Source organism: Aeromonas sp. 82P, assembly GCF_051919365.1.
Taxonomy (GTDB): Bacteria; Pseudomonadota; Gammaproteobacteria; order Enterobacterales; family Aeromonadaceae; genus Aeromonas; species Aeromonas veronii.
In genome coordinates, this window is record NZ_JBQBEV010000001.1 from 3001767 (window position 1) to 3015596 (window position 13830).

Sequence of the window (13830 nt, forward strand, 5' to 3'; positions counted from 1 at the left end):
TTAAGTAGCTACACTAGCCATTATCAATATTCAGGGACGTAGAAAAAATGAGCTTGATAGGCCTTGTCTTTGCACTGATCTGCATTCTTGGCGGAAATATCATAGAAGGCGGCCATCCCAGTGCGCTGCTCGATTTGCCCGCATTTCTTATTGTGATCGGCGGCACCATAGGTGCCGCGTTGACCCAGTTCCCCTTCTCTGTTGTCGGTAAAACCGCCAAACGTTTCAAGTGGCTGCTCTCCCCACTCAAGCTGGACATGCTGGAGCAAGCCCAGTTGCTGGAGACCCTGGCAGGCAACGCCCGTCGCAGCGGCATGCTGGCGCTGGAAGGGATGATCGAGGAGATCAAGGATCCCTTCCTGAAGAAAGGGGTGCAGATGATGGTTGATGGTTACGAGAAAGGGAAAATCCACGAGGTGCTGGAGAACGAGATCGAATTTGAGCAAGAAGATCTCGAACAGACGGTCAAATTCTATGAAGCCATGGGCGGCTACTGCCCGACCATGGGGATCGTAGGCGCGGTGTTTGGCCTGATCCACGCCATGGGTCTGCTGGATGCGCCCGACAAGCTGGGTGGCGCTATCGCGGTGGCTTTTATCGCCACCATCTACGGGGTTGCCGCCGCCAACCTGATCTTCTTGCCATTCGGTAACCGCTACAAGGCATTTGCCCACCAGATCCGCCACTACAAGGAGATGACCCTGACCGGCATTCTCTGCATCGTGGATGGCGAATCCCAGGCGCGCCTGCAAGTATCCCTCGAACCGTTTATGGGAGGCCATGGTGGCAAAAAAGAAAAAAGCTGAAGCACCGGAGAACCACGAACGCTGGCTGGTCTCCTATGCCGACTTCATGACCCTGCTGTTCGCCCTGTTTGTGGTGCTCTACTCCTTTGCCATGGCCAAGCAGTCCGAAACCCGGGTGCTTATCCAGGGCTTTATCGAGTCGCTGGGTAAAATCGGCCTCATCTCCCCGCCTGCCGGCTCACCCTTGATGCAGGGGGGCACAGGGATTCTCGAGCCAGAATCAAAAACTACGCCGAGCAGCCCGAAAGAAGAGACTGTGCTGGAGAAAGATGCCCCCATGGCGGCATCGGACCCCTTCAACGAGACCATAGGTGCCTCGGAAAAACCGAGCGCCACCGAAGCCTGGCCCCACAAGACCAAGGAGCAGGAGTGGGTGCAGGTGACCAAGCAGAAGCTTGAGCAACAGCTCAAGGCCCAGATTGAATCGAAGGATCTCGAGGTCGAGCAGCTTGGCAGTCAGCTGGTGATCCGCATCGGCGAGAAGGCGCTGTTTCCCGCCGATTCGGCGTTCCTGCAGCCCCAGTTCATCCCGCTGGTCAACAAGATCGCCGGCATTTTGGCCAACATCCCGGGGCAGGTAGTGGTCACCGGTCATACCGACAACTCCCAAGCGCCGGTGGAGCTCTATCGCAACAACTGGGAGCTCTCGGTGCTGCGGGCCTCTTCCATCGTGCAGACCATGCTGACCAACCCCCAGCTGGATGCCAGACGAGTCATCGCTCAGGGGGTTGCCGACACCCAACCCCGCTTTGCCAATGACACCCCCGAACATCGCCAGGCGAATCGCCGGGTCGATATCACCCTCTCTCAAGGCAAGGCAGCAGAAGAGTCGCTGCAACTGCTCAAGCCCTAATCCCACCGCTCCCGCTTCGCGCGGGAGCCTCTTTTTTAAAAACAAATAACTCAATAATATCAACACCATAAGATCTTAATGATAATGATTGGCATTTATTGTCAAGTGGTCAGGCCTCTGCAATAATGCCGCCCCTCAGGTTTAAATAAAAACAATTATCATTATGAACAAACTGCTTCAGGCATGGCCGGCACTCCTGTGTGCCTCCGCTGGCGCGGCCGATCTTCCCCCTGTGGAGAAGGCTCGCAGCGATGACACCATCATTGTCACCGGGCAACGGGTACAACAGAAACTCTCCGATGTTTCCGGCTCCATCACCGTCATCACCCAGGAAGAGCTGGACCGTCAGGTCGCCAGCGAGCTGACTCATGTGTTTCGCAAGATCCCCGGTGTCTCGGTCACCGGCTCTGCCGGGCGACCGCAAAACATCAGCGTGCGCGGCATCGGTGGCAACCGTATCCTGCTGATCAAGGATGGAGTGCGCGTCAGCGACGGCTTTGGCGCCGACAACATCAATGACAAGGTAGGTCGCTTCAACTTCGACCTTGATGACATCAAGCAGATTGAGGTGGCCAAGGGGGCCGGCTCCTCCCTGCATGGCTCCGATGCCATCGGCGGCACCGTGGTGATGAATACCAAGCAGCCGGAAGATTATCTGCAACAGCAGGATAGCTATCTAGCGGCCAAGACTCTCTACGGTGGCGACAGCAACAAGAAGAAGCTCAGCATGACCGGCGCGGTTCGGGCACTGGAGAGCGAACATCTGTTGCGCCTCTCCGGCTGGCGTGGCAACGAAACCGCCAACTTTGAAGAGAACCGCATTCCGGCGGATCTGGATGGCATTAGCGCCTCCACCAGCAGCCGCCTCCCCCTCAATGCCCATCACGCTCTGCGGCTGGAGCTGGACTACTACGAGGATCACGCCAAACGCCAGATGGGCCCAAAGGCGGTGCCCCAACCCGATGGCAGCTGGGACGTGGTCGGTTTTCAGGAAGATGGCGATCAGCGCACCCAGGGCGGCAAGTTCAGCTGGGAAGCCAGCGATCTGGGCATGGTCGATACCCTCAACTGGAGCCTGTTTGGCAATCAGTCCCGCAACGAGGCCAACCAGCGCCAGCTGCTGCGCAACGATGCCCTGAGCGGCTATCCCAGATATCGCAGCCAGCGCACCCTCTCCACGTTCGAGGAGCTGCGCCTTGGCAGTGAGCTGGAGCTGCAGAGCAAGCTGAGCACCGGCTCGCTGGATCACACCTTCAGCTACGGTGTGGAGCTGGAGCAGGCCAACCACGAGCGGCCGGTCAGCAATCTGACCCTGGAAGATGGCATCACCACCCAGGGACAGAAAGCCCCCTTCAGCAAGGCCGAAACCCGCCGCGATGGCATCTGGCTGAGCGATGTGATCGATCTGGGCAACTGGCAGTTTACCCCGACCCTGCGCTTTGACCGCCAGCGCCTGCGCGCACCGGACAGCAATCTGGCCGAGAACCACAGCGACCACATCTCCCCCAGCCTGGCGGCCAGTTACCGCTTCAACGAGACATGGCGCAGCTGGCTCAGCTATGCCAACGGCTTCCGCGCCCCCGCTTACGATCAGGTTTACGGCAACATTCCCCACTACTTTGCCATGCCGCCATTCGAGATCATTGCCAACCCCAACCTCAAGGAGGAGACCAGCCACAGTCTGGAGTGGGGAGTGAATGGCCAAAGCGACAACTGGAGCGTCAAACCGGCCGTTTTCTACAACCGCTACTACAACTTCATCGACTGGCGCCAGACCGGTTTTCGCCTCGATGACGGTGTCTTCCTGCGCCAATATCGCAACGTTGCCAAAGCAGAAACCTGGGGCGCCGAGCTGGCCGCCAGCCTCTGGCTGAGCGACGAGTGGGAGCTTTCGACCAATCTGGCCTGGATGGATGGCAAGGATCACCGCGGTGAGCCACTGCGCACCCAGACACCGCTGGAAGGCAACACCACCCTGCGCTGGCAACAGCTCGACTGGGGGGTTGAGCTCAGTGGCAACTATGCCGCCGCAATGACCAAGGTGCCCCAGTGCGCCAATGCGCAGACTGGCTACAACGGTGCCTGCCAGAGCAGCGCAGGCTGGTTCAGTCTGGACCTCACCGGCGACTGGCAGATCACCGAGACGCTCAAGGTCAATGCCACCATCGGCAACCTGCTCGATACCCGCTATGTCCGCTATCAGGATGTGGCCGGACTCCCGGCTGGCAGCGACACCTCCCTCTACAGCCAGAGCGGCCGCTACCTGTCAGCCAGCCTCAGCTACCGTTTCGTGGGGATGTGATGAAGCATCATGCAATCATGGCGGCCCTGTTGGCCGCCCCGTTGGCGTGGGTGCAAGAGGCCCTGCCCCCCCCGATCCCGTCCCAATCGCACCTGATTTCAGGCAGTCCCGTACGCCAGGATCCCTACTTCTGGTTGCGGGACGAGAGCCGCAGCAACCCGGCCATACTCGCCCTGCTCAAGCAGCAAAATCGCTGGAGCGAGCAGCAACTCGCCGCGCAGCAGCCGCTGGAAGCAACCTTGCGCGCCGAATTTGCCCGCCATCCGGCGGGGGAACCCGTGCCAGACAACTGGCTTGTCCGCGGCGATCAGGCATGGCAGCTGCGCCCGGATGGCTCACTCTGGCAACGCCACGGGGGCAAGGTGCAGCAGCGGCTTCCCGCCAGAGCGGGTGAGGGCTATTACGAAGCGGGCGGCTGGGCCCTGAGCCCGGATAACCTCACGCTGGCCATCGCCGAAGACAGGCGCGGCGATCTCGACTATCAGGTCACCCTGCTCGATCTCCAAAGCGGCAAGGCGCTGGCCAGTTTGGCGCAGCGCAGCGCTGATCTCGCCTGGTCACAAGATGGTCGCACCCTCTACACCATCGCCAACGAGCGCTACACCCTGCGCCCCTGGCAGCTGCGCGGCTGGCAGGATGGCCAGGAGCAGACTCTCTATGAGGAGCAGGATCCCGCCTGGCTGCTCAGCCTCTATCGCACCACGGATGGCCAGCATCTGGTGTTGCAGGGCAACAACCACGACAGCTCGGAGCAATACCTGCTCGACTCGGGCAAGCCGCAGCAGGTCAAACCCCGCCAACGCGGGGTGGAATACTATCTGGACAGTCAATCCGGCTGGGTGATCAAGAGCAACCGGGAGGGGGCGTTTGCCCTCTACTCAGCCAGCACGCCGCTCGGTGAGTGGCAGCGCCTGTGGCCCACCAAAGAGGAGGATCTCGGCGATCCCGAGAAATGGCGACTGTTTGATCGCCATCTGGTGGTGCAGTTTCGCCAGCAGGGGGAGGATTGGCTCGCCCTGCTCGATCGCAACGGCCATGAACGCCAGCGCCTGCCGCTGGCCAGTGGCGCCGGTACCGGCTGGCTGCAAGGAGAACATGACCCGGCCAGCGACCGCATTCTGGTGCGCAGTCAGGGCTTGAGTCAGCCCCCCGGCCAGCGCTGGCTGGATTTGACCAGCGGCCAGTGGATCAACGACCAGCACACCGCAGGCAATAAAGCATTGCCCTATCAGAGCGAGCGGCGCTGGATCACCTCTGCCGATGGCACCCGGGTGCCTGTCTCGCTGGTGTGGCGCAAGGATCTGGCCCCTCGCGCCGTACTGCTCTACGGCTATGGCGCCTATGGCACGCCGATGCGCCCCTACTACCAGAAAGAGCTGTTAAGCCTGCTGGATCGGGGTTTTATCTACGCCATCGCCCATGTGCGCGGCGGCGGCATGCTGGGGGAGCAGTGGACCCGCGACGGACGGGGCATCCACAAGCAGAACGGTATCAGCGACTTTATCGCAGCCGGTCACGCCCTGCGCCACTGGTCGCCCGACTCTGCTCCCCTGCCCCTGTTTGCCATGGGGGGCAGCGCGGGGGGCACGCTGGTTGCTGCGGCCCTCAACCAGCAACCAACACTCTTTAGCGGCGCCGTGTTGCAGGTTCCCTTCGTCGATATGCTCGGCACCATGAGCGATCCTGCCCTCCCCTTGACCCGTCAGGAGTATCAGGAGTGGGGCAATCCGGCCAAGCCCGCAGAGTATCAGGCGATGCGCCGCATCAGCCCCTACGACAACCTGCAGCGCGCGCCCTACCCGCCCCTGCTGGTCACTACCGCCCTGCACGATAGCCAGGTGCCCTACTGGGAGCCGGTCAAGTGGCTGGCCCGCCTGCGGGAGCACAGCACGGGCTCCGGCCCCTACCTGCTGCTGACCGAACTGGAGGGAGGCCACCGCGCCGGTGGTGGCGATCGGGCTCGTGAATTTGCCTTCTTGTTGCATCTGGCGGGGATCAACCAATGACCCCGCCGCTGATTGGGAGTACCACTATGAAACCCCTGTTGCCCGCCCTCTTGCTGGGGCTGGCTGGCTTTTCCACTCAGGCCGCCGAACTGCGTTTTGTCGAACAGGACGCCCCGGCCGATCCCCGCCTCTGGCTCGAACAGCAGCTCGGCGTCACCCTGAGTGATGCCCCGGCCTATCAGCGCCAAGGCAAGCTGGGCCACTATCTGCATTATCGTCAGCAGCTCAATGGCGCACCGATCGCCGGCCTGATGGCCGCCGTCAGTCTCGATGAGCAGGGTCGCCCGTGGCGCCTTTATCACAATACCCGGCTGATGCAGGCACAGGCGACGCCATGTGATGAAGCAAGCCGCGCCGGGGTGGATGCCTATACCGCCACGCTGGATGGTACGGTGTGGAAATTCGCTGGCAGTGACGAAGCCCAGCCGTGGTACTGGCAGGATGGCGACACACTGACTGCGGCCTGGCGTCTGCTGGCGGTGGAAAGCCAGCCGGGCAACAGCAAGAGCAGCCACTGGCAACTGTTTGTCACCTGCGATGGCAGCGCCCTGCTGGGGCGCACGCTGCAAGAGGCCAGCACCCGTGCCGAAGCGGTCCCGGGCAGGGGAAGCGGCCACGGTGCAGGCCCGCATCTTTGCCCTCGACCCACGCACTCAGCTGCAAGATGGCAATTTGCTGTGGCGCCACGATCTGGTGCTGGACAACGGGGCCTATCGCACCGTGCCGCTCACGGTACAAAAGGTGGATGATACCTACCAGCTGAGTGGCCCACGCGCCCGGGTCGTGGATGGTACGGCGCCGGAAACTGCCCCCTTTAGCAGCCCTGATGCCGATGGCTTCCAGTTGGATCATCAGCAGCCCGCCTTCCTCGATATCAATGGCTACTACCATCTGGATCTGGCCCAGCGCCATGTGGAATCCCTTGGCTACCCGACGCTGATGGGCGGCCCCCTGGCCATCGATACCGATGCCGGGGAGCAGGACAACTCCCTCTATGATCCCTTCTTGCGCCGGTTGGAGATTGGCCGGATCGGGGTACCCGATGCGGAAGATCCCATGGTGATCTGGCACGAGTTTGGCCATGCGGTGCAGCACCATATCCTGCCCGACATGGGAGACGAGGGGGACTGGGGCGCCATCGGCGAGGGCTTTAGCGACTATCTGGCCGCCAGCTGGCGCCAGCGCAGTCCCGAAGCCCACCAGTTCGAGCCTTTCATGGTCTTCAACTGGGATGCCAGGATCAGCGGCCGGACGCCCCGTCAGCTCGATGATCTGCGGGCGCGCTATCATCCGGGCTTCCTCTATCCGGCTCACCTCACCATCAACGGCAGCAACGGCGACCAGCTGTGGGGCACTCCGCTCTTCACCGCGCTGCGCCAGGCCGTTGAACAGTATGGCGAGGTAGCCCGTGACGAGTTCGATACCCTGCTGATTGAATCCCACTTCGGCCTCGGCCCGCAGGTGCGGATGCCCCAGCTGGCGCGCGTCACCGTGGATACCGCCAACCGCCTCTATCCGGACCGCAGCTATGGCAAGCTGCTGGAGCAGGCCTTCCGCCACCACGCCCTGCTGCCCACCCCCATCGCGGCCCGCCTTGCCGATGACAGCTACCTGCTGCCCGGGGAGAAAAAGAGCCTCGCCATCGAATTGACCAACCAGAGCGGCCGCCCCCTGACCGTGGCTGACGCCAGCCTGTTCCCGACCAAGGGGCTCATGGGTGACGGTCACTGGCAGGGAGAGCTCAACGCCGATGGCACCGCCCGCTGGACCCTGCCGCTGGAAGCGGCGAGCAACTTGACCTGTGGCGAGGCAGTCACCTTGCCGCTGCAGTTCCAGCTCACCCTGCCCAGCCCCACCGAGCGCCAGACCCGCCTTGACCTGCAACTGCCGATCGGTGAACCGCTCTGGCAGCGGGCCATCGGCCAGGGTGGCCAGATCAAGGATGCGGTGAGCGATGAACGGCACGGCCTGTCCCGCTTCACTCTCACCCTGCCCGAGAGCAAGGCCCGCATCGACAGCGGATTCGTGGTCGCCCTCGATCTGGAGCACAGCAAGCTGGAGCAGCTGGAGATCTGGCTCACCTCCCCTTACGGTACCCGGATCAGCCTGTGGAACAAGGGCTACGCCAGCCATACCCGGCTCAAGGGGGAGTTTCCCCGCGAACTGGTACCGTTCGAATCGCTGGACAAGCTGCACGGCGAACCGCTCGCTGGCCGCTGGCTGCTGGAGATCAACGACACCAGCGCCGGTGACACCGGTCAGTTGCGCAACTGGCGTGTAGCCCAGCAAGTCGGCGCCCGCTGCGACAAGGATGAAGCCCTGCCCAACACCGGCATCATTCCCCTTGAGCAGGATGAAGGGGGTGGCGGCACGGCTTCCCCCCTGCTGCTGTTGCTGGCCCTCTGGCCCCGCCTCTGGCGCCGGAGCACCCCGCGCCGTTGAATCCTGTACCACGGGGGTTACCGCCCCCGTGAACCTGTGACCGAATCAAGGAATGTGAAGTGAAACCATCCGTACTGGTTATTGCAACCCTCTCAGCCCTACTCAGCGCCTGTGGCGGCGGGGAAGATAACGCACCACTGGCGATCCCGGACTACCGGGTCGATGTCGCCCTGCCAACCGCCGGTACCCTGTGCGCCGATCTGGATCAGAACTGGCAATGTGATCCTGCCGATCCTGCCGTCAGCGGCGAAGGAGCGGTGGCCCTGGTCAGCCGTTCGGCCAACATCGTCAACTCGCCCCTGCTGTTCGTACCGAGGAGCGGAGGCCTGCTGCTGGCACATCCGGCCGCCAAAGGGGATCCACAACGGCTACAACCGACCCTGCTCAGCACCCTGTTGCAGAGCCGCATTGCCGAAGGGGTGGCCGCCGATCGCGCACTGACGCAGCTGCTGGCCGATCTCGCCCCGCTGCAACCGGGCAGCGACCGCGTGGCCCTCGCAGGTCTCGGCCAGTTTGATCAGGCCCTGCAACAGGTGGCGATCAACTTGCAGCAACAGGCCCGCACACGCCTTGCCACCGCCAAGGAGACCCAGTTGCTCACCACCAGCTATCGCGCCATCAGCCTGATGCTGGAGCAATTGGCTCAGGAGTGGCAGCGCAACGGCCAGTTTGCCGAAGAGACCCAAAGCGAGCTGCTGACCTTGCTGGTGCAGCAGCAGCCACGCAACTTGCAGACCGTCACCGGCGTCACCACCTTCAGCGATGGCAACGATCCGCTGCTGGAACAGGAACCCGCCGACTATCCGGGACAAGATGCCAGCTGGAATCGCACTCGTCCCCAGCTTGCCTATCGCAAACTCGATGATCGCGGTCAGGAGCTCCCCGACAACGCGCCGAGCTGGCAGTGCGTCAAGGATCTCAATACCGGTCTGGTGTGGGAGGTCAAATCGGATGATCCCTTGAGTCCTGACTGGAAAAGCAGACCCTTTGCCTATGAGGATGAGCAGTTCAAGGCGACCGCAGGCGAGCAGCAAGAGGCCTACCAGCATATTCATAAGAGGATCGAACAGCTCACCGCCGAAGGAGATCTGGCGGCCCTCGCCCGGGCACAGGCGCTGACCACCATGCTGACCACCCGCGCGTATCAGCAGTGGCTCAATGGCGAGCAGCGCTGCGGCATCAGCCAGTGGCGGCTGCCCACCATGGGTGAGCTGATGTCACTGATGCACTACGGCAGCCTGGCCAAGGACCCGCTGGGTCAACGCATCATCGTGGACACCCGTTACTTCCCGGATATCGCCTCCTCGGAAGATGATACCTACCATGGCTACTACTGGAGCGCCACCAGCAACACAGCTCAGCGCTTCTCCGGTGGCCCCATCAGCAAACGCACAGTCCTGCTCCTGGGAGAAGATGCGGGCACCACCTATCCCGCGCTGGTGCAGCAAGATACCTATATCGAGCTGATGCAGGTACGACTGGTCGCCACTCCCCAATAATCCGAGGAATATCATGAGCCTTTATCGCTTTTCGTTCGCCATGCTGGCACTGCTGGCCCCCCTGGCCCACGGTGCTGCCATTTGTGATGACACCATGGATCGCACCGCCCCCTCTGCCCGTTTTCTTGACCATGGCAACGGCACCGTCACGGATCAACACACCGGCCTCACCTGGATGCGATGCAAACTGGGGCAGATATGGAGTGGCAGCAGTTGCCTGGGGGAACCGACCGTTTACTACTGGCAGCAGGGGCTGCAAGTGGCGGAGCGGATCCGCAGTGACAGCAGCCATGCTCTCTATCACTTCGGCGGTATTAGCCAGTGGCGCCTGCCCGACATCAAGGAGCTGGCGACCCTGGTCGAGCATGCCTGCTACAAGCCCTCTCTCAATGAAGCCATTTTCCCGCGTGCCATGGCGGGGGGCGGTAAAGAGGTCAATGAGGGCTATGTCTATCTGATGAGCAGCACGGTAACCTCCGCCAATGGTCAGCGGGCGTATCTGGATATCACCTCGGGAGATATCGGTCTTCGCGCCATTGGCGCCTACCCGGATCAGGTCTTGCTGGTCGCCAATAAACCCTGACCGCCCCACGCTCGAAACCGGAACGCGATGACAGGAGAGGCTTGCGAGCCTCTCTTTTTATTGCTCTTGCCGCCCCCCCTACCTCACCCGCCATCACGTTCTTCTCCCGCCTGTGCCCCCTGCCCGCGATACCGACCTGATCTTGCTTCGCACGCGACATACCCCTTTCAGGTGATGATGAGGAGCAGCTCTCTGCGCTTTCCAGGCCTTTCTCGCCCGCCATAACCAACAAAAAAGTGCGCTTCTTAACAAAATTTAATTACCGGTTAACTGATTAATAATTAACCCGTAAAAATGACATGTAAATCAGTGCGAAAGTGTCATAATGCGTAACATTATTGTTAAGTCGCTTGATTAATTTGGTTAGGAAAAACCTCTATGTTTGCTGATATTTCTGCTCAACATTGGGCTTTTGCCATTTATGTCATCGGTGCCATCACCATCTGTCTGGTGATGATAGGCCTCGCCGCCCTGCTGGGAGGTCGTGCCTACGGCCGCACCAAGAACAAGCCATTTGAATCTGGTGTCGACTCGGTCGGCAGTGCCCGCCTGCGTTTTTCCGCCAAGTTCTATCTGGTCGCCATGTTCTTCGTCATCTTCGACGTCGAGGCGCTCTACCTGTTTGCCTGGTCTGTCTCCGTGCGGGAGAGCGGCTGGGTAGGCTTTATTGAAGCCACCATTTTCATCGGACTGCTGCTTATCGGCCTGATCTACCTCTGGCGCATCGGCGCACTGGACTGGTCACCGCGCAAACCGCCGTTGAACAACAAAAACAGTGATTGAACCACAGACCCTTTCCTTGAGGTTGCACCATGAAGTACACCCTGACCCGGATTGACCCGGATGCACCCGTTGAGCGCTACCCCCAGGAGCAGCGCCAGACCGTCGATGACCCACTGGCGCAAGAAGCGACGCGCGGCATCATGATGGGCCGCCTCGAGGAGGTGCTGCAAGACACAGTCAACTGGGGCCGCAAAAACTCCCTCTGGCCTTACAACTTCGGCATCTCCTGCTGCTACGTGGAGATGTGTACCGCCTTCACCTCCCCCCACGATGTGGCCCGCTTCGGCGCCGAAGTTATCCGAGCCTCGCCCCGTCAGGCTGACTTCATGGTGATTGCAGGGACCCCCTTCATCAAGATGGCGCCAGTCATTCAGCGCCTGTATGAACAGCTGCTCGAACCCAAGTGGGTGATCTCCATGGGGGCCTGCGCCAACTCCGGCGGCATGTATGACATCTATTCCGTGGTGCAGGGGGTGGACAAGTTCCTGCCGGTCGACGTCTACATTCCGGGTTGCCCGCCCCGTCCCGAAGCCTTTTTGCAAGCCCTGATGCTGCTGCAGGACTCCATCGGCAAAGAGCGCCGCCCTCTCTCCTGGGTGGTGGGCGATCAGGGGATCTACCGTCCCCAGATGCAGGCCGAAAAAGAGCGCAAGCGCGGCGAACGGATCAATGTGACCAACCTGCGCACGCCGGATGAGATCTGACCATGAAACTGACTCGTGATTTTCCCAGCAATTACGCCATGGCCCAGTGGCAGCCCAGCGACCACAAGGATGCCAAAGTCATTGGCGAACTGTTTGCCCACTTCGGGGCCGAGCACTTCACCGTGCAGACCACGCGCACCGGCGTGCCGGTGGTCTGGCTCCCCCGCGAACTGCTGCAGGATGTGATGGGCTTCTTGCGCAAGGTGCCCTCCCCGTTTGTGATGCTGTTTGATCTCAGCGCCACCGATGAGCGGCTGCGCAGCCATCGCGACGGTCTGCCCCAGAGCGATTTCACCGTCTTCTATCACCTCATCTCCATCGACCGTAACGCCGATGTGATGTTGAAAGTGGCGCTGGCCGAGAGTGACCTGCATCTGCCCACTATCACCAACCACTTCCCCAATGCCAACTGGTACGAGCGGGAAGTGTGGGATCTGATGGGCATCACCTTCGATGGCCACCCCCATCTGACCCGCATCATGATGCCCAAGAGCTGGCAGGGTCACCCGCTGCGCAAGGATTACCCGGCGCGCGCTACCGAATTCGATCCCTTCATGCTCGATGCCGCCAAACAGGACATGGAGCAGGAGAACCTGCTGTTCAAACCGGAAGAGTGGGGACTGGCCCGCGGCAACGAGAACGAGGACTACATGTTCTTGAACCTCGGTCCCAACCACCCCTCTGCCCACGGCGCCTTCCGCCTTGTGTTGCAGCTCGATGGCGAAGAGATCCGCAACTGCGTGCCCGATATCGGCTACCACCATCGTGGTGCCGAGAAGATGGGCGAGCGCCAGTCCTGGCACAGTTACATCCCCTATACCGACCGGGTCGAGTATCTGGGCGGGGTGATGAACAACCTCCCCTATGTGCTGGCGGTCGAGAAGCTGGCCGGCATCAAGGTGCCGCAGCGGGTCGACATGATCCGGGTGATGATGGCGGAGCTGTTCCGCATCCAGAGCCACCTCTTGTTCCTCGGGACCTATATCCAGGACGTGGGGGCCATGACCCCGGTTTTCTTCACCTTCACCGACCGGCAGAAGATCTACACCATCATCGAAGCGATCACCGGTGCCCGCATGCACCCGGCCTGGTTCCGTATCGGCGGTGTGGCCCACGACCTGCCGAAGGGATGGCAACGGCTGGTGCAGGACAACCTGCTGAGCTGGCTGCCCAAGCGGCTGATGGATTACGAAAAAGCGGCGATGCGCAACAGCATTCTTCGCGGTCGAACCATAGGCGTCTCTGCCTACACCACCGAGCAGGCGTTGTCCTGGGGCACCACGGGGGCCGGATTGCGCGCCACCGGCCTCAACTTCGACGTGCGCAAGTGGCGCCCCTACTCGGGCTACGACCAGTTTGACTTCGAAGTGCCTGTTGGCAGCAATGGCGATGCCTACGACAGAGCCACCGTGCGGATCGAGGAGATCCGCCAGAGCATGTCGATCATCGAGCAGTGCATGAAAAACATGCCGGAGGGCCCCTTCAAGGCAGATCACCCCCTCACCACACCGCCGCCCAAAGAACGCACCCTGCAGCACATCGAGACCCTGATCAACCACTTCCTGCAAGTGTCTTGGGGCCCGGTGATGCCCGCCGCCGAGTCGTTCCAGATGATTGAGGCGACCAAGGGGGTCAACAGTTACTACCTGACCAGTGACGGCTCCACCATGAGCTACCGGACCCGGATCCGCACCCCGAGCTTTGCTCACCTGCAGCAGATCCCCTCGGTGATCAAGGGCAGCATGGTGTCGGACCTCATCGTCTATCTGGGCAGTATCGATTTTGTTATGTCGGATGTGGACCGTTAAGTGATCCGCCCTCCCGGCCATGGCCGGGAATCGGGATCGCCGGA

The 13830-nt window shown here is 61.4% G+C and carries 9 protein-coding genes and 1 pseudogene; all 10 read left to right on the top strand.

Features of this window, described 5'->3' with window-relative positions:
* The first annotated feature begins 47 nt into the window (after positions 1-47).
* The 10 genes and pseudogenes from ACTG2S_RS13735 to nuoC all read left to right on the top strand — a co-directional run bounded on the left by ACTG2S_RS13735 (position 48) and on the right by nuoC (position 13786).
* Positions 48-806, top strand: coding sequence for a flagellar motor protein (locus ACTG2S_RS13735; RefSeq protein ID WP_421279883.1), 759 nt, complete (start codon positions 48-50; stop codon positions 804-806).
* The gene (locus ACTG2S_RS13740; protein ID WP_162519562.1) at positions 781-1659 is read left to right on the top strand and encodes a flagellar motor protein MotB; all 879 of its coding nucleotides are present in this window, start codon (positions 781-783) and stop codon (positions 1657-1659) included. The genes ACTG2S_RS13735 and ACTG2S_RS13740 overlap by 26 nt, the downstream gene beginning before the upstream one ends.
* Positions 1660-1822: 163 nt before the next feature.
* Positions 1823-3961, top strand: a complete 2139-nt coding sequence (locus tag ACTG2S_RS13745) for a TonB-dependent hemoglobin/transferrin/lactoferrin family receptor (protein WP_279498397.1) — start codon at positions 1823-1825, stop codon at positions 3959-3961.
* Positions 3961-5967: a prolyl oligopeptidase family serine peptidase gene (locus ACTG2S_RS13750; RefSeq protein WP_274161174.1), complete on the top strand. Its 2007-nt coding sequence runs from the start codon at positions 3961-3963 to the stop codon at positions 5965-5967. Before ACTG2S_RS13745 ends, ACTG2S_RS13750 begins: the two co-directional genes overlap by 1 nt.
* A pseudogene (locus tag ACTG2S_RS13755) lies at positions 5964-8409 on the top strand (proprotein convertase P-domain-containing protein). The gene ACTG2S_RS13750 and the pseudogene ACTG2S_RS13755 overlap by 4 nt, the downstream one beginning before the upstream one ends.
* Before the next feature lie 59 nt (positions 8410-8468).
* The gene (locus ACTG2S_RS13760) at positions 8469-9908 is read left to right on the top strand and encodes a DUF1566 domain-containing protein (RefSeq protein ID WP_279498398.1); all 1440 of its coding nucleotides are present in this window, start codon (positions 8469-8471) and stop codon (positions 9906-9908) included.
* 13 nt (positions 9909-9921) lie between these two features.
* On the top strand, positions 9922-10491 hold the full coding sequence (locus ACTG2S_RS13765) for a DUF1566 domain-containing protein (RefSeq protein WP_274161177.1): 570 nt from the start codon (positions 9922-9924) through the stop codon (positions 10489-10491).
* A 378-nt stretch (positions 10492-10869) separates the two neighbouring features.
* Entirely contained in the window at positions 10870-11274 is a 405-nt protein-coding gene (locus ACTG2S_RS13770; protein WP_150998911.1) for an NADH-quinone oxidoreductase subunit A, read from the top strand.
* Between the two features lie 29 nt (positions 11275-11303).
* Entirely contained in the window at positions 11304-11978 is a 675-nt protein-coding gene (locus ACTG2S_RS13775; protein WP_005344917.1) for a NuoB/complex I 20 kDa subunit family protein, read from the top strand.
* Positions 11979-11980: 2 nt separating this feature from the next.
* On the top strand, positions 11981-13786 hold the full coding sequence (gene nuoC, locus ACTG2S_RS13780; RefSeq protein ID WP_040067274.1) for an NADH-quinone oxidoreductase subunit C/D: 1806 nt from the start codon (positions 11981-11983) through the stop codon (positions 13784-13786).
* Positions 13787-13830 lie beyond the last annotated feature (44 nt).